Raw genomic sequence first — 18,045 nt, 5'->3', positions numbered from 1 at the left:
GGACAAATAAGCACAGCAAAGCTCTTGCGTCAAGTTAAAAGAGGGTTTGTTCTTTTGTGAGTAATTGTTCTTTATTTTTTTTTGAGGCATTTTGCGATTTATGGACTACTTTATGAAACTCTTGGTTTTTTAGGCTTATTTCTTCCTCGTTATTTTTATTTACGAATGATTTTAAGGAATAAAGGATATCGAGAGCTTCCCTTGGAGAAATGGAATTGGGGTCAATTTTTGTAATAAAATTAGTTAGTTTTGAGTTTTTGTTTTCAACCGCAACGGTTTCATTGTGCGGAAGATTTTTTTCTTCATTAGGGCTTTGGATCGTTTGTATTGGCGCGGAATTATCCTTTTGAATGATCTCATGTGAGGGGGTTTCTAGTGATTGTAAAACAGATTCCGCTCTATGGATGATTTTTTCTGGTATGCCAGCTAATTCAGCTACATGTAGGCCATAGCTCTTTCCTGACCCTCCTTCTTTATAAATTCTTGTAAATTTAATTTCTTTTTTAACTTCTAAATGGTTATTTTTTATTATGTTTTCAGACACTTGCATATGCATAGGGATGATGTTTGTTTTTTCAGAGACGACTTTTTGTAATTCATGATAATGGGTTGAAAAAAGTGTTCGTGCTTTTACATCATCGTGAAGACTTTCTAATATAGCCCAAGCCAGGGATAGGCCATCAAATGTAGAGGTCCCGCGGCCTATTTCATCTAAAAGAAGCAGGCTTTTTTCTGTGGCAAAACGAAGCATATTTGAAGTTTCAAGCATTTCTACCATAAAAGTAGATTGGTTTTTTAAGGCATTATCAGCAGAACCAATTCTTGTGAAAATTCTATCTGTCATACCTATTAAAGCGCTTGTTGCTGGTACAAAGGAACCCATTTGGCATAATACCTGCGTTATGGCTACTTGCCGCATGATGGTGCTTTTACCTGCCATGTTGGGGCCCGTGATTAAATGGATAATAGGATTTTTTAAATGCCCCTCATTTTCGCAGCCAATTGTAATATTATTAGCTATAAAAGGTTCCATATTGCTAGATAAGGTCGATAAAATAGGATGAGTCGAGTTTGTTAATTTAGTTAAATTTTGTTCTGATATAGTTGGTTTACACCAATTAAATTGCAAAGCTAAATTTGCAAAAGTAACGGAAAGATCAATTTCAGCTATTAAATTTGAAGCTTCGCAAAGATAACTAGAAAATTCCAAAATTTTAATTCTTAAACTCTCTAAAATTTCTTTTTCTAAAATAATACGATTGTCACTAGCTGACAAAGATTTTTCTTCTAGTTCTTTTAACTCTGGGGTGATATATCTCTCACAATTTGTAAGGGTTTGTTTGCGGATAAAGTGTTTTGGAGCTTGTAAAACTTTTCCTTTTGAAATTTCAAAATAATACCCAAATGCTCCTGTATACCCAATTTTTAATGTTGGAATTTGAGAACGTTCTTTTTCTAGTTTTTCAAGATCCGCAAGCATTTGATTAAAATTAGTTGTTAAAGATATGGCTTCGTCTAATTCTTTTGAATACCCCTCTTTGAAAATGATACCCCCTTTGCCAATGACAGCAGCAGGTTCCTCGGCAAGTGCTTTTATTAATAATTCAGTAAGGGGTTCTATAGATTTTATTATTTCACTATTCGAAAAAATGGCATTAAAAGTGGGTGTTGTTTTTTTATCTTCAAGAATTTTTTTTATGTAGGGAAGATGAATTAAAGTTTGTCTTAACCAAGCCATTCCTCTTGCGTCTAAGTTACGTTGTGCTGCTTTTGATAATAAACGATCAATATCAGCTGTGTTTCTTAAGTTTTCGATCAATTCTTGAATTAAATTTGGTGTATTTATAATTTCATGTACTTTTTTTAGAGATAACTCGACATCTTCTTTGTTTTTAAAAGGATATTTTAAACGGTGTAATAAATGCCTGCTACCAGTCGCTGTGGTGCATTTATTTAAAAAGTGAAAAAGACTCCCTTTTTTTTCACCAGAAGATGTAAAGAAAAAGTCCAAATGCCTTTTGGTGCCTTCATCGACAATTAAATGAGTAGAAAGTTCGTATTTTTTAATATTTTGAATATTTTTTAAAACGCTTTTTTGGGTGGTTTTTAAATATTGCAGGATAGAGCAAATAGCTTGAAGGCTGCTTGGAATATTAGTTAAACCAAAACGATGAAAATCTTTCTCATGAAAAAACTCACAAAATAATTCTTTGCAAGATGAATCAGATCGCATAATCCAATTTTCAATTGAATTTATTGTCGCTATGTTTCTTTGTTGAATAGTTTTTAAAATGGTACTTATTTTTTCATGAATATTTTGTGGGACCAATAATTCGCGTGGTGATACAGTCGCAATTTCTTCAGCAAGTAAAGTTTCATTTAGATTATAGGTTATGCGGAATTCACCTGTAGATGCATCAACATAAGATAAGGTAAAAAGTTTTTTATTTTCAATTACGCTTGCAAGGTAACAACCAAATTTTGTTTCGTTATTGGAGTCATCTTCGTCAAGATCGCCAGGAACAGCAGGTGTTGCTATTCGAGTAATTTCTCTTTTTACGATTCCTTTTGCTTGCCTTGGGTCTTCTATTTGATCGCATACCGCAACCTTAAATCCAGATTGAACACATTTTTTTAAAGCATTTTTATAACCAACAACGGGCACTCCAGCCATTGGTACGGGATTAACACTCGATTTATCCCTTGATGTTAATGTTAATCCACAAATATCAGATGCTATTATGGCGTCAATACCAAAGAGCTCATAAAAATCTCCCATTCTAAAAAAAAGCATAGCATCAGGAATTTCTTCTTTAGCGCTGCGAAATTGTTTCATCATGGGTGAGTCTAGCTGTTTTATTGAAATGCCTGAACAATGCTCTTTGCTCAATCGTTCTAAAGCTGGTTTTAAATGAGGAGGAAGCTCTTTGCCTTGAGATAACCATTGGGTGATGAGAGAGTCAGATTCATTATTTGTAGTTTCAACATTTGTCATATCTAAAGCCCTTATTGGTGCAATATTTCCAATCGGGGTGAACTATAAAGTATAAAAAAAGGAGAGTAAATTTTACTCTCCTTTTTCTCTTCTTGAAACGCTGCGTTGGTTTGCAGCTAAAATTCGCTTACGAATACGAATATTTTTTGGTGTAATTTCTATCCAGTCATCATCTTCAACCCAGTCCAAAGCGGTTTCAAGGCCTAGTTTAGTAATGGGAGAAAGTTTTGTGGAGTCATCGGATCCAGAAGCACGCATGTTTGTTAGTTTTTTCTCACGAACAGCATTCACGTCAAGGTTGGAATCACGGTTGTGTTCACCAATAATCATACCTTCATAAACTTCTTCACCTGCAGCAACAAATAAGCGTCCGCGTTCTTCAAGACCGCTAAGAGCATATTCTGTTGTTTTCCCGTTGCGGTCTGCAATAAGAGATCCGTTTACACGAGATAAAAAGTTACCACGGCTTGGTTCCCAACCTTCAAAGTAACTTGACATTAAGCCTTCGCCCTTTGTGTCTGTTAAGAAAGTACTGCGGTAGCCAAGTAACCCACGAGTAGGGATGCTAAATTCTACGCGTGTGCGGCCATTATTAAAGGCTTGCATGTTTTCAAGACGGCCTTTGCGAATAGAAAGTTTTTCTGTAACGGCTCCAACACTATTGTCTGGAACATCAAGAACAACTCTTTCAACAGGCTCTAATTCAACTCTATCAACAGTTTTTGTAATTACTTTAGGGCGGGCAACCATACATTCGCCACCGGAACGACGAAGGTTTTCCATAACTATGGCAACTTGAAGTTCACCACGTGCTTTTAAAATGAAAACTTCAGGAGAATCTGTATTTTCAATTTTTAATGCCACGTTATTCATAGCTTCTTTATGCAAAAACTCACCAAGTTTATTACTTGTTAGATAAGTTCCTTCACGGCCTGCTGTTGGGGAAGTGTTTACACTAACTTCAACGCCAACTGTAGGTGGATCAACTTCAATTCTTGGAAGAGCTTCTGGGTTAGATGCGTCTGAAATGGTATCGCCAATCGCAAGATCATTTAAACCAGTGGCAACAATAGCAATGTCACCAGCAGAAACGGATTCAACGTCCACTTGTTCAAGACCACGATAAGCTCTTACTTTAATAATTTTAGCAGGCTGAGTTTTGCCTTCTTTATTAATAAGAACAATACTTTGGTTTGCTTGCAAGGAACCGCGTTCTACACGACCAATTGCCAAACGGCCTAAGAAGTTATTATAGCTTAAATTGTTAATGAGCATTTGAGCGCCGCCTTCAAGAGAAACTTTTGGAGGTGGAACATGCTCAAGTACGGTATCAAATAAGTCTTGTAGAGTTTCTTTTTGAACACCTTGTTCTTTACTAGCCCAGCCGTTACGGCCAGAAGCATAAAGAATTGGGAAATCTAAGTGATGATCTTCAGAAGAAAGTTCTAAGAAAAGGTCTTGAACCATTTCAGAAACTTCTTCAATACGAGCGTCTGGGCGATCAACTTTGTTAATAACTAAAATCATACGAAGATTGCGTTGTAATGCTTTTTGTAAAACGAATCTTGTTTGTGGAAGAGGGCCTTCCGCCGCATCCACTAGCAAAATAGCGCCATCAACCATCATTAGAGTACGTTCAACTTCACCACCGAAGTCCGCGTGACCAGGAGTGTCCACAATGTTAATACGGACATCTTTATAAACCATGGAAGCATTTTTTGCTGCAATAGTAATACCGCGTTCACGTTCAAGGTCCATGCTGTCCATTACACGTTCGGCAACGGCTTGGTGAGCTGCAAAAGTTCCTGATTGTTGTAGTAGCTTGTCAACCAAGGTTGTTTTCCCATGGTCAACGTGAGCTATGATCGCAATGTTACGCATATTTCCGTTAATCGTTGTCATACAAAGCCTTTCGTAAGATTGGACCAATCGAGATCCAAGATAATTTCCGTTTAGTTGGTATTCATATTTCGTTAAAAATGCAAATCAATTCATTGTAAGCTATCATAAAGTTGTATTGTTTCTCTAGCCATTCGCTCCCACGAGTATTTTTTGGCAAGTGTTAACCCATTTTCAATATAGGCCTTCCTATTTGGATTTTGTTCATCCAAAGCTTCCCGAATGCCTCTTTGAATATCATTTATGTTATTTGGATCGACATAAATAGAAGCATTTCCCATGACTTCAGGTAAAGAAGTTGTATTGCTTACAATTGTAGGAATACCACAAGCGGCGGCTTCGATAGGGGGGAGTCCAAATCCTTCATACAATGAAATATAAATAAATATTTTACTTAAGCAATAGATAATAGGAAAATCATTTTCATGAATAAAATTTATAAATTGTATTTTATTCTTATAATTATATTGATTTACAATTTCCATTAATGAATCATTTGAGTCTGTTAAAATAACTAAAGGTATTTGAAAACTCCCTGTGCAGTATGATTCAATTAATTTAGCAAGATTTTTATGTGGCTTATGATTTCCAATTGAAAAAATATATTTTTGAGGAAGATTATATTTAAAAATAACAGAATTTATTTTTTCTTTGCTAAATTCACTAAGTGGTTTAAAATTGTTAAATACTCCATTATAAAAAACATGAATTTTATTTTCGTTTATACCAGTATATTTTGTTATCTCAGATTTAGAAAACTGCGAAACAGTAATAATTGATTCTGATTTTAATAACTTCTTTTTTAGGAAAAAATTATAATAAATTTTTTTATAAAACGCATAATTATTTGGAAGTGCCACATGATTCATATCATGAATAGTTGCTATTAAGGGTACGTTACTTAAAAGAGGTACTATAAATTGTGGGGAATGATAAAAATCAGGCTTATATTTCAATATTATAAAAAATAATTCAATTTGACTTAATAAACTAAAAACACCATATTTTAAAGTGATTAATTTGAAGTTTTTTGGGAATTTTAAATCTAGAAATGGGGAATTCTTATTTATTAAAATGTAAAATGTAAATTTATCATTTTCACTAATATTTAAAATGTTTGTTATGAGTTCTCTTACATGTCTTGCTATACCATGTTCAGAATTTTTTAATACGATTCTGGCATCAAGCATGATTGTTTTATTTAAAGAATTCATTTGTAAACCTCAAAATTAGAGAACTCGATTATTTAAGAAATAGCATTTTAAGTATTCCGATGAATCTGGATGCGCAAGATGTGTGTGACAAGGTGATTGTTCGCCTTTATGTATGAAAACCCAGTTACCTTCTTCAAGTCCTAAGGATACAGATTCAAGAAATTCAGAGTCTTTAATATTTCTGCTACAACTACAAACAATGAGTAATCCATTTTCTGATAGTAATTTACTAGCTAATTTGGCCATTCGTGAATAAGCTCTTTTTGCTTCATGAATATGTTTTTTTGATTTAGCAAAAGCTGGTGGATCGGCAATAATTAAATCAAATTTTTTCTCATTTTTTATCAAACCTTGCATGTGTTCAAACATATCACCATGCAATGTCTCAATCGTTGTGTTCCCTTTTGCATTCGCTAATATATTTCTTTTTGCTAAGTTTAATGCCCAAGAGTCTTGATCAATTAAAGTTAAGTTTTCTACTCCAGAATTTGCAGCGATAGAGCTCCATGAACCAGCATAACTACATATATCAAGGCAAGAATTTATATTATAATTTTTAATTATATTTGCAAGGTATGTTAAGTTATTTCTTTGGTCTAAAAATAATCCCGTTTTTTGTGCTTTATTTAGAAAAAAAGTCATATTTAGAGATGAAAATAAACAATTTATTTCAAAATTTTGATCTTTGTTTAAGGGTTCACGGATCCAACGTGTTCTTTCGGGGAGATTTTCTAATTTTCTAATTTGTCCTGTGCTCCTTTCAAAAATAGATCTCTCATCTATTTGTTTAAGAGCATCAATAACATAAGGTAGAATATATTCTCCTGCTTGAGATGAACTTTGCAAAACAAGAACAGATTGGTAGTCATCAATAGCAATAGCTGGAAGGCCGTCATTATCCCCATGAGATAATCTGAAAGCTTCTTTATTTGTAAAATTAAATTTTGATTTTGCTTTTTTTAAGTTTACTAAATGATTAAAAATTACGTCAATAAATTGATCTTTTTTGATAAAACCGTTTTCTATTTTTTCAAATAAAGAATCGGGTAAAAAACGAATTGATATTAAACTATTTTTGCAATAAACTCCCACTTTTTTTGTTCCTTTAATTTGAACTAGTGAAACTTTATCATTATTTAATTCGTTGTCCGATTTATGAATTATTTGATTGCTAAAGAGCCATGGACTTTTAAAAAACTTTTGTTTTAATCCAACTGTTTCAATTTCTAACACTTTAATCAAAGCTATGGCTCCCTATTTTAAAAATATCATTTAGGTATTTCGCACTTCCATTTTTTATGGAATAAGTGATATAATCTTCTTTATCTTTTTTTGTAAAATATTTGAACCTAATTTTCGCTTGATGTAAAAATGCAACTGCTTTCTTCAAAATTTAAGAAAGTGTGCTTCCATTTTCTGAGGTGCAGTATGAGAAAAGTGATACACAATGTATCCGAAATGTCCATTTCTAAAGACTCTTTATCAACCATGCCATATGCTCATAAAGTTATGATGGTAAATCCCGCTTATTTTAATATTGATACCCCAATCAATGCACATATGCTGCAGGCTGATGGGTCACCTCACTTATTAGATAAAAATAAAGCAATGGAACAGTGGCAAGAATTAAAAAAAACATATGAACATATTGGTTTAAATGTATTTGTTGTGGATCCTGTTAAAGGATTACCAGATATGGTTTTTTGTGCAAATCAAAGTTTTCCTTATTTAGATGCGATTGGAAACTATAACGCCGTATTATCAAATATGTTTAACGACACTCGAAATGAAGAAGTCCCATTTATCAATTCATTTTTAAATGCACACGGTTATACAACACATCGTATAGCATCTAGAACAATGGGGTATTTTTTTGAATCGATGGGTGACGCTTTGTGGCTTCCTGGGCACAGATTTATTTTAGGAGGCTACGGATTTCGGACAGATAAACGTATTTATAATTTTTTATCTGAAATAACAAATGCTCCTATTGCAATATTTGAATTGAAAAATCCAAAATTTTATCATTTAGATACTTGTTTAAGTGTATTAAACGCAACTTCTGCAATTGCATGTAAAGAAGCATTTACAGAGGAAGGTTGGCAATTGTTAAAGAGCATTTTTATCAATCTTATTGAAGTACCCCTTGAAGAAGCAGACTCACCTGGCTTTGCTTGTAATGCACATTGCCCCGACCAAAAACATGTGATTATCCAAAAAGGTTGTCAGAAAACTCTTCAATTATTAAAAGATTACGATTTTGTTCCTTTAGAGGTTGATACTTCAGAATTTATCAAATCTGGTGGTTCTGTATTTTGCATGAAACTCATGTTTTTCTAAATAAATTTTCAAATTAAAAGTTTGATACTCTAGGAATTGAATACCATTGTGTTCTTTCCTTCTTTTTCCTATCCTTTTTAGATTGACGCTTTCTTGCAGTCCCGATTTTTCTGTCATAGCTTACGCACGTGTGTGTTTGAGTGCAAACTCAAACTTAACTTATATGTAGAATGTTTAAATATTTGTTTTTTTCGATCCTATTATTTGGAGAGTTTATACATGGCTCAAAAATTATCAAATCAGCTTCTGGTAGCTTTTTATAAAGAGATGCTACTAGGGCGTCGCATCGAAGAGCGTGTCGGCCAACTTTATGTTCAACAAAAATTTAGTGGATTTTGTCACCTATATATTGGACAAGAAGCTGTTGGCACGGGTTGTTTAAATGCAATAAGAAAAGGGGAAGACTATGTGATTACAGGATATCGTGATCATTTTCTCCCTATTGTTTTAGGTATGGATCCAGGTGTTATGCTTGCTGAACTTCTTGGTAAGGTAACAGGTTGTGCGCGTGGAAAAGGTGGCTCCATGCACATGTTTTCTGAAAAACTTCATTTTATGGGTGGCCACGGTATTGTTGGAGGACAAGTTCCTCTAGCTGTTGGGGCAGGTTGGAAAATTAAGTATCAAAAAGAAGACAATGTAGCACTTTGCTTTTTAGGTGATGCGGCTATTAACCAAGGTCAATTTCATGAAGCACTTAACTTAGCTGCTATTTGGGATCTACCATGTATTTTTATTATTGAAAATAATATGTATGGAATGGGTACAGCTATTACAAGAACATGTTCTTTGCATAATCTTGCCGATAGGGCAAAAGGTTATAATATGCGTCAAGCAATTGTAGATGGACGTAATGTTGTAAATACTTATAGTCAAATGAAAGAAATTGTAGAAGAAACACGTAAAACTTCTAAACCAATTCTTGTTGAAATTCAAACTTATCGTTTCCGTGGTCACTCTGTTTCTGACCCAGGGAATTATCGTACAAAAGAAGAAGTTGAAAAAGAACGTAGTCGCGATTGTTTAGTCTTACTTAAAGATATTATGATTCAACAAAAAGCTGCAAAAGAAGACGATTTTGAAACTTATGAAGAAGAAATTGCTGAAATTGTAGAAAAAGCGGTTACTTTTGCTGATGAGTCTCCTGAACCAGGGCTAGAAGAAATTCATGCTCATGTTCTTGCCTAATAACTTGAGTTTGAGGTTTTAAAATTATGGCTATATTAACTTTACGCGAAGCTTTAAACCAGGCTTTGACAGAAGAAATGGAACGCGATCCAAGTGTATTTGTCATGGGCGAAGAAGTTGCTCAGTATGACGGTGCTTATAAAGTAACAAAAGGAATGTTGGCAAAATTTGGACCTATGCGCGTTGTCGATTCCCCTATTTCCGAAGCAGGTTTTGCAGGATTAGGTGTTGGCGCTGCTATGTGTGGTCTTCGTCCTGTGATCGAAATGATGACATGGAACTTTGCTATTCAAGCTTTTGACCAAATTATCAATCACGCAGCAAAAATGCTATATATGAGCGGTGGACAATATAAAGTCCCAATGGTTATTCGTGGACCACATGGTGCGGCTCACATGCTTGGTGCTCAACACAGTCAATGTGTGGATCACATGCTTGTAAATTGCCCTGGTTTAAAAATAGTAAGTACAGTTATTCCTTCAGACGCTAAAGGATTAATGAAGTCTGCTATTCGCGATGACAACACGGTTTTATTTTTAGAAAGCGAAATGCTTTATGGCCGTTCTGGTGAAGTTCCTGATGGGGAATATATAATTCCATTGGGCGTTGGTGATATTAAACGCGAAGGAACAGATGTTACTTTAGTAGCATGGAATAAAATGGTTCTTCTTGCTCTAGATGTTGCTGCAGAACTTGAAAAAGAAGGCATCAGTGTTGAAATAATTGATCCCCGTACATTAATGCCACTCGATGAAGACATGATTTTTAACTCTGTTCGTAAGACAAATCGTTTGGTTGTTTTAGAAGAAGGTTGGGGAGTTGCTTCGTTTGGATGTCACATTGTCGATCGTGTTGTCAAAGAGTGTTTTGATTATCTTGATGCGCCACCAGAAAGAGTAACAAACTTATTTGTTCCTATGCCTTATAATGAGCGCTTAGAGCATGAAGTGTTACCATCTGCAGAGCGCACAATTTCTGCAATCAAGGCTGTATTATATAAATAATGAAACTCTGGAGAAGTAACTATGGCAACAGTAATGGAAATGCCAAAACTTTCAGATACGATGTCCGAAGGTTCTGTAGCTCGTTGGTTAAAAAAAGAAGGTGATAAAGTATCTGCTGGTATTCCAGTAATTGAAATTGATACAGATAAAGCCACAATGGAATATGAATGTCCTGCAAGTGGTACTTTATTAAAAATATTAGTTGGCGATGGACAAAAATGTGCTTTGCAAGCTCCTATTGCGGTTATTGGTAAACCCGATGAAAAATGGGAAGAAGCTCTCGAAAAATATAATGCAAAAAAAGGAGGAGCAGCTGCTTCTTCTGAAACAAAAAAAGAAGCTCCTAAAGCATCTTCTGCAGCGGCGCCAAGTGCATCTTCATCTAAATCATCTGCTTCTGCACCTGATCTAAATGTAAAAGCAAGTCCACTTGCTAAAAAAATTGCTGCTGATAAAGGAATTGATCTAAAAGCAATTCAAGGAAGCGGTCCAAATGGACGTATTGTGCAAAGAGATCTTGATCAAGCGCCATCCTCGGGATCTTCTTCATCTAGTTTTGTATTTGCAGCTAATGCGGAAGTTGAAAAAATTCCGCATACTAATATGCGCAAAACAATTGCTCGTCGTTTAGCAGAAAGTGTAAATACAGCACCGCACTTTTTCTTAACAGTTAATATTAATATGACAAATCTTCTTGCTTGGCGTAAAGATGCTGTTGCAAAATTACCTGAAAATGAAAAATTCAGTGTAAATGATTTGGTTATCTTCTTAACTGCGCGTGCTTTAAAACGTCACCCAGACGTAAACTCTTCTTGGCAAGATGATTATGTTGCAAAATATCGTGATGTTCATATGAGCGTTGCGGTTGCTCTGCCAAATGGGCTTATGACTCCTGTGGTTCGTCATGCAGATAAACTTACAGTTGTTCAAATTGCGCAAGAAACAAAACGTCTTGTGAAATTAGCTAAAGATGGAAAATTACAACCAAATGACTATGCTGGCGGAACGTTTTCTGTTAGTAATTTAGGTATGGCTGGTATTGAAAGTTTTACAGCAATCATTAACCCACCACAGGCAGCAATATTAGCGGTAGGAGCAACAGTTCCTACTCCAGTGGTATTGCCAAATGGAACAATTGGTGTGGAACAAAGAATGAAAGTAACTTTAAGTTGCGATCATAGGGTAATCGATGGCGCTGTTGGTGCTGAATTCTTAAAGACATTAAGACAATTTTTTGAAGACCCTGTCTCTGCATTGTTTTTAGGATAAAATTTAATTTGGTAGTTTTTTGAACAGAACTCAATCTAGCCATGTTAAAGCTAATATTGAGTTCTGTTTTTTTATTTTCATGTTGGGAAACATTATATGGTTAAAGTAGCAAATAAAGAAGAGCTTGTTCGTTTAAATGTCCTTTTGCAAGAGTTTGGTGTTTCTTCACGCCGAAAAGCAGATGAACTCATTGAGTCCGGTGCTGTTCAAGTTAATGGAAAAATAATTCGAGTATTAGGGACAAAAATAGAAAGACAATCCTCTATTTCTGTAAATGGAAAAGTTTTAAAAAACATTCCTGCTAAAGTAACGTATATTTTAAACAAGCCTTTTATGACAATTACGAGTCGAAAGGATGATAAAGAAAGAGCTACTATTTTTGATTTACCTGAAATCAAAAAACTTCCTTTAAATGTTCAATCTGTTGGGCGCTTGGATTACCGAAGCGAAGGTTTACTTGTTTTAACCAATGATGGGGATTTAGCGCTGGCTTTATCGCATCCTAAGTACTCCGTTGAAAAAACTTATGCTGTTTTAACTTCTTCTGCCTTTACTGTTGAAGATTCTGAAAAATTAAAAAAAGGAATTGAACTTGATGATGGCCCAGCTAAAGCAATTTCAGTAAAAATTGGTGGAAAAGAAAAGTTAGGTAACAGTGTTGGGCAATGGATTGAGTTGGTTGTTACGGAAGGTAGAAATCGTCTTGTCCGTCGTATGATGGAAGCGTTGGGTTTGAGTGTTGTAAGACTTGTTCGTGTTGCTATTGGAGATCTTCGACTTCCAGGTAAATTAGAGCCTGGAAAAATGCGAATAGTCTCTGACATTGAAGCTAAATATTTAAATGATATTAAAAAAAGCATGATTAACGAAGAATCTAAAAAGAAAAAAACTCCAAATGCTTTATCAAAAGATGTCACTGAGAAAAGAAAGATCAAACGTAAATTAACACTTAACGATACAGATTATGCACGAGAAGCAGAAAGACGTGAAAAAAGAGCCTCTTTAGTTGCGAGTTTACGTAAAAAAGAAACAGAAAAAATAAAAGAAGAAAAAAGATCTGCTTGGCATAGTAATGAAAATGCGAAGAAAGATAATAAAGATAAAAAATCGTATTTTACAAAAGAAAAAAAAGAGGAAGTTTCTAAAAATAAAGAATCAAAAAGAAGTTCAGTTTATCGCGAAGATAAAGTAAAATCAGAAGATAAATTGGAATCCAAAAGTAAAAAGAGAAACTCCAAAAAAGACTTTGAAAAAAAACCAAAAACGTCTTCAGGAAAAAACCAAAGTTCTAAAAAGAGGTACGATAAATGACTTTTGATTGGCACTGGCTTTATTTTGTATTTGGTGTTCTTTTTATATTAATTGAAATTTTTACCTTAACATTTTATTTTTTACCTATTGGAATTGCTGCTATAGTTACAGGAATATTTGCGTTATTTATTCAAAATGTTTATATTCATGTTGCTATTTTTACAATAGCAGGAATTATACTTCTTTTTCTTATTTCTAAATGGAAAAAATCACGTTTCCTTAAACCTGTAGGTTCTCAATTTGTGGCAGGTCTTGTTGGTCAGCAAGGGGTTATTATTGAAGGCTTTATGTCTTCTCAGTCTCCAGGAAAAGTCAAAATATTTTCTGATATTTGGGAAATTCATTGGGATCCTCATCAAGAAAATAAAATAATGAATTTAAAGGTTGGTGATCTAGTAAAAGTTATCACAGTAGAGGGAAATAAGGTTACTGTAGATAAAGTAAAGACTTAAATAATTAACTTGAGGTTTAGTATTTATGGAAGGTTTTAGTTTGTTACCTATATTTTTGTTACTTGCAATTGTTTTTTTAGTTATTATAATATTTACAAAATATGTTATTGTTATTCGTCAGCAAGAATGTGTTATTGTAGAACGTTTAGGAAAATTTCATACTATTTTAAATTCAGGATTAAATATTTTAATTCCATTTGTCGATCAATCAAGACAAATTTTATGGAGCCGTAATGGAATGATAACGAATGTAGATCGTATTGATTTACGTGAAGTTGTAATTGATATTCCAGAACAAAAAGTGATTACAAAAGATAACGTGGGTATTATTGTTGACGCTATTATTTATGTTCAAATTACTGATGTAAAACGTGCTGCGTACGAAATTCAGTCGTTACCTTGGGCTGTTGCTCAATTAACACAAACGACCTTAAGAAGTTTAGTTGGCGAAATGGATTTAGATCATACTTTAAGCAGTCGTGATGTAATTAACTCAAGATTAAAAATTGTTCTTGACGAAGCTACTGATAAATGGGGTTTAAAAGTAAATCGTGTGGAACTTAAAAATGTTTCACCACCACCTGATGTTCAAATGGCCATGGAAAAACAAATGCAAGCTGAGCGTGAACGTCGTGCCAATGTCTTAACTGCTGAAGGTTCAAAACAGAGCCAAATTTTAAATGCAGAAGGTGAAAAGCGTTCTCGTATTGAACACTCTGAAGGTGAAAAACAAGAAAAAATCAATCAGGCTCTTGGTGATAAAGAGGCCACAATTGCAAGAGCAATTGGTCAAGCCCAAGCGATTGAAGATGTAGCTGCTGCCCAAGCAAAATCAATTGAGTTGATAAAGGGTGCTTTTGGTTCGCCAGACGTAGCTGCAAATTATCTTATTGCTATGGAATATTTAAAACGTTTTGGAGAAATGACTCATAAAAATACCGATAAAGTATTTATTCCTTATGAGGCAACAGCTGTTCTTTCTTCGTTAGGAGCAGTTGGAGACATAATGGGTAAAGTGGCTTCAAACGCGGGAAGCAATATACCATTAAGAAAATAAACATAATTTTTTGACATAATTTATTTTATAATTTTCTTGTTTAAAAATGATCAGATTTTATCTGATCATTTTTGTTTTTTAATTTTAGGAAAATATTCCCAAGGTAAAAATTACATCTATCCTTCTCCCTAATTTTTATATGATAAAAAGGGGGAATTATTATGTTTGTAAATAAGCCTAAATCAAATATTTGGATGACAGAATATTTATCTCCAAGCGAAATTTATCGGTCATTAGTTTCCGAGGTTATATATCAAGGGAAAAGTCTTTTTCAAAATATAAGTATTGTAAAACTTTTAAATGATAGTAAAGCGCTCTATTTGGACAATCAATTACAATCAACAACGGCAGATGAGTTTATTTATCATGAAACAATTGTTCATATACCTTTTATTTTAAATAAAAATCCTGAGAGTATTTTAATTATAGGAGCTGGTGAAGGAGCAACCGCTCGCGAAGCTTTAAAATGGAAAACAGTAAAAGAAATAACATTAATTGAAATAGATAAAGATGTTATTGATTTTTGTGCTAAATATCTTCCAGAAATGAGTTTAAATTCTTATAAAGATCCTAGGGTTAAAATTGAAATATGTGATGCAAGGGTTTTTTTAGAAAATACGACAAAAAAATTTGATGTTATAATTTGTGATTTGTGTGATCAAAACTTAGATAAAAATCAGATTATAAATATTGATTTTTTAAAAAAATGTAAAAATATTTTAAATGAAAATGGAAATATTTGTATTCAATCTGGCGAAATGCCATTTCAAAAAAATATATCATTTTCTAATTATATTCAAATGCTAAAAACAGAATTTAATACAGTAAAAATATTTACTGCATGGATCCCTTCTTTTTGTAGAAATTGGTCATTTGTACTTCTTCATAATAAAAAAGATAAATCTATTCTAATAGAAGAGATAAAAAATATTATAGTTGAAAAAATTGATAAAGAACTTTTATATATCAACGATCAAACAATTTTAGGAGTGCTAAATCCACCAAAATATATCCAAGATTTTGAGAAATAGATAACTATGTATTTTAAATACTTATGTATTGTTTTTAATAGAATTAGGAATAGCTAATTATGTTAAACAAAAAAATAATATTTTTCTGTATATTAGCATATCTATTTCAATTTATTATTGAAAATTTAGCAATTAGTTCAAGTTCTTTTTTTATTGATGTTATTGGTGCAGAGCAATTACCAAAAGCTCTCATTATTTCTTCGTTATTAACACCAATTGTTATCTTTGTTCTTTCTTTACTTGAAGGATTTAAAAAATCAAGACAATATAAAGTTTTATTTTTAATTTTATTTTCTATTTCATTTCTATTTTTCATGTTTTATAATACAGGTGTACCAAATTTTTATTCAAAAACAGTTTGGATGTATCAAATATTTGGAAGTTTGTTTTCTTTAATAAGTATAATTTTGTATTGGAATTTAATTAATGCTTATTTTTATGTATTTGAATCAAAATTATTTTTCTCTTATTTTATAATATCAGAAGAAATAGGAGCTATTTCGTCTGATGTATTAATTAATAAAATATTTTACGGATTTAGTATAGCTCAATACTTTTTGGTTAATATAGTATTATTAATTATTTTATTGTTTTTTTATTTTTATGTATTTAAAATAAAAGTTATTAATGAAGAAATTGTGGATGATAGTCATAAAGAGAGTAAATCTGAAGAAAAGAATAATAGTTTTTTGAAAAATAAGTCTTTATTTAATTTGGCGTTTTTATATATTGTAGTGATTTGCTTATTTCACTTTATAACTACTTTAATTACATATCAATTTAACTTTGCAGCAGGTGCAACTTATGGAAATACAGAAGATTTAAATAAGTTTTTTTCAGAGTTTCAATTTTTTTCCAGCTTATTAATTATAGCTACGAGTTATTCATTAAATAAATTTTTATTTACAAAGTCTAAGATTATATTCCAGCATCTATTGTATGGAGTTTGTCTTCTATTTTTGGTTTATTTTATGAATATTTCATATACATTTTATGTAATTGCTGCAGTAGAAATGGCAAAAGTTATTTTGGAGCATTCCTTATTTCAAACCTCTTACGAGCACTTTACAGCATCATTTAATGAAAAAGTGAGTGATAAGCTTAGGAATTATACAGAAGGTTTTTATGTACCAGCTATTATAGTTATATCCGGTTTATTTATGAACTTTTTTCCAAGTAAATTTAGTTTCTATTATTTGAATTTTTCTATGTTATTTTGTATATTGTTTGTTATATTTTTAGCGTTTTTAATTAAAAATTATTATTACAAATATCATCTTGATAATGTGAAAAGCAATATTGGAAATATAAGATCGATTCAAGCTTTAGGAGAAAAAAATAATATTCCAGCCTTAAAAGTATTAATGGAAAACTTTGAAAAAACCCAGGATCGTTTTTTAAAAAAGAATATGGTTATTTCAATGGGAAAAATAAATAGCGACAAAACAATAGATTATATTTTTAATGTGCTAAATAATAGTGATGAATTTATGCAATCTGCAGCAGTAGAAGCATTATTTAATTATAAATCATTTAAGGTTGAATATTTATTGGTTGAATTTGTTTTAGGAGAAAAAAATAAGAGTTTATATATTAGGCATAAAGTGATTTCATTTATTAATAAAGTTTATAAAAACGCGATAGTCCCTTTTTTTATGCATTTACTATATAGCGATGATCATAGAGTGGTTGCAAATACAATCGAGAATTTTTGGGAAATAAATGATAAAAAATTGATTCCTTATATGATTAAGTTTTTAAATCATCCTAGCAATAGAGTTCGTGCAAATGTTATTATTTTAATTTATAATTATAAAATAAGTTATTATAATAGTACTTGTATTGTTTCACTAATGTCTTTAAAGAAATCAAGTATCTTAAATGATAACTTGTCTTTTGTTTTTGTGGTCGGGTTTTTAAAAATAGAAAAATATTCTCAAGATGTAGAAAAAATATATGAAAGATTAAAAAACACAGAGTTTTTTAAGGAAAGATTGGTAGAAAATTTTGCGTTTTCTTTTTCTGGGCTAAAAAATCCTATTGGGGATGATCTTTTTCAATTTTTATTTTTAGAGTCTGTAAATTACCCACAAAGTTTACTATATAAGTTTAAGCTTTTGTCTTTATCGCAACGAATAAATATTTTAAAGACATTTATGGAAGCTGGTTTCGGAGATATTGTTCAACAAAATTTATATAATAACTTTAAAAATTCAATCTATGATTTAAGTTTTGAAGTTGAAATGATAGAAGAACTAATGAATAAAAAAATAGAAAAATAATTT

General features: G+C 32.3%; 13 protein-coding genes. 9 read left to right on the top strand and 4 right to left on the bottom strand.

Annotated features, from left to right (window positions below; translation table 11 throughout):
• Positions 1–34: 34 nt before the first annotated feature.
• From mutS to GCL60_RS04580, 4 genes are all read right to left on the bottom strand, one after another.
• Positions 35–2,995: a DNA mismatch repair protein MutS gene (mutS, locus tag GCL60_RS04595; RefSeq protein WP_153418710.1), complete on the bottom strand. Its 2,961-nt coding sequence runs from the start codon at positions 2,993–2,995 to the stop codon at positions 35–37.
• Positions 2,996–3,067: 72 nt separating this feature from the next.
• Positions 3,068–4,897, bottom strand: coding sequence for a translational GTPase TypA (typA, locus tag GCL60_RS04590; protein ID WP_153418709.1), 1,830 nt, complete (start codon positions 4,895–4,897; stop codon positions 3,068–3,070).
• Positions 4,898–4,986: 89 nt separating this feature from the next.
• Positions 4,987–6,108 (bottom strand): glycosyltransferase family 4 protein, encoded by a 1,122-nt coding sequence (locus tag GCL60_RS04585; RefSeq protein WP_153418708.1) that lies wholly within the window; start codon positions 6,106–6,108, stop codon positions 4,987–4,989.
• 15 nt (positions 6,109–6,123) lie between these two features.
• Complete coding sequence (locus GCL60_RS04580) at positions 6,124–7,341, bottom strand: class I SAM-dependent rRNA methyltransferase (protein WP_237639050.1); 1,218 nt, start codon at positions 7,339–7,341, stop codon at positions 6,124–6,126.
• A gap of 195 nt (positions 7,342–7,536) precedes the next feature.
• Here GCL60_RS04580 and GCL60_RS04575 point away from each other — a divergent pair, with 195 nt between their 5' ends.
• From GCL60_RS04575 to GCL60_RS04535, 9 genes are all read left to right on the top strand, one after another.
• Positions 7,537–8,448: a dimethylarginine dimethylaminohydrolase family protein gene (locus tag GCL60_RS04575; protein ID WP_161998081.1), complete on the top strand. Its 912-nt coding sequence runs from the start codon at positions 7,537–7,539 to the stop codon at positions 8,446–8,448.
• A 219-nt stretch (positions 8,449–8,667) separates the two neighbouring features.
• The gene (gene pdhA / locus GCL60_RS04570) at positions 8,668–9,636 is read left to right on the top strand and encodes a pyruvate dehydrogenase (acetyl-transferring) E1 component subunit alpha (protein ID WP_153418705.1); all 969 of its coding nucleotides are present in this window, start codon (positions 8,668–8,670) and stop codon (positions 9,634–9,636) included.
• A 26-nt stretch (positions 9,637–9,662) separates the two neighbouring features.
• Positions 9,663–10,640, top strand: coding sequence for a pyruvate dehydrogenase complex E1 component subunit beta (locus GCL60_RS04565; RefSeq protein WP_153418704.1), 978 nt, complete (start codon positions 9,663–9,665; stop codon positions 10,638–10,640).
• A gap of 21 nt (positions 10,641–10,661) precedes the next feature.
• Positions 10,662–11,909 (top strand): pyruvate dehydrogenase complex dihydrolipoamide acetyltransferase, encoded by a 1,248-nt coding sequence (locus GCL60_RS04560; RefSeq protein ID WP_153418703.1) that lies wholly within the window; start codon positions 10,662–10,664, stop codon positions 11,907–11,909.
• Positions 11,910–12,005: 96 nt separating this feature from the next.
• On the top strand, positions 12,006–13,220 hold the full coding sequence (locus GCL60_RS04555) for a pseudouridine synthase (RefSeq protein ID WP_153418702.1): 1,215 nt from the start codon (positions 12,006–12,008) through the stop codon (positions 13,218–13,220).
• Complete coding sequence (locus GCL60_RS04550) at positions 13,217–13,672, top strand: NfeD family protein (protein ID WP_153418701.1); 456 nt, start codon at positions 13,217–13,219, stop codon at positions 13,670–13,672. Before GCL60_RS04555 ends, GCL60_RS04550 begins: the two co-directional genes overlap by 4 nt.
• A 25-nt stretch (positions 13,673–13,697) precedes the next feature.
• The gene (locus GCL60_RS04545; RefSeq protein WP_153418700.1) at positions 13,698–14,729 is read left to right on the top strand and encodes an SPFH domain-containing protein; all 1,032 of its coding nucleotides are present in this window, start codon (positions 13,698–13,700) and stop codon (positions 14,727–14,729) included.
• A 161-nt stretch (positions 14,730–14,890) separates the two neighbouring features.
• Positions 14,891–15,760: a spermine/spermidine synthase domain-containing protein gene (locus tag GCL60_RS04540; RefSeq protein WP_153418699.1), complete on the top strand. Its 870-nt coding sequence runs from the start codon at positions 14,891–14,893 to the stop codon at positions 15,758–15,760.
• 59 nt (positions 15,761–15,819) lie between these two features.
• Positions 15,820–18,042, top strand: a complete 2,223-nt coding sequence (locus GCL60_RS04535; RefSeq protein ID WP_153418698.1) for a HEAT repeat domain-containing protein — start codon at positions 15,820–15,822, stop codon at positions 18,040–18,042.
• The last annotated feature ends 3 nt before the right edge of the window (positions 18,043–18,045 follow it).

Source organism: Silvanigrella paludirubra (assembly GCF_009208775.1).
GTDB lineage: Bacteria > Bdellovibrionota_B > Oligoflexia > Silvanigrellales > Silvanigrellaceae > Silvanigrella > Silvanigrella paludirubra.
Note: the sequence above shows the minus strand (reverse complement) of the source record. Positions and strands in the feature narration are given on the sequence as shown.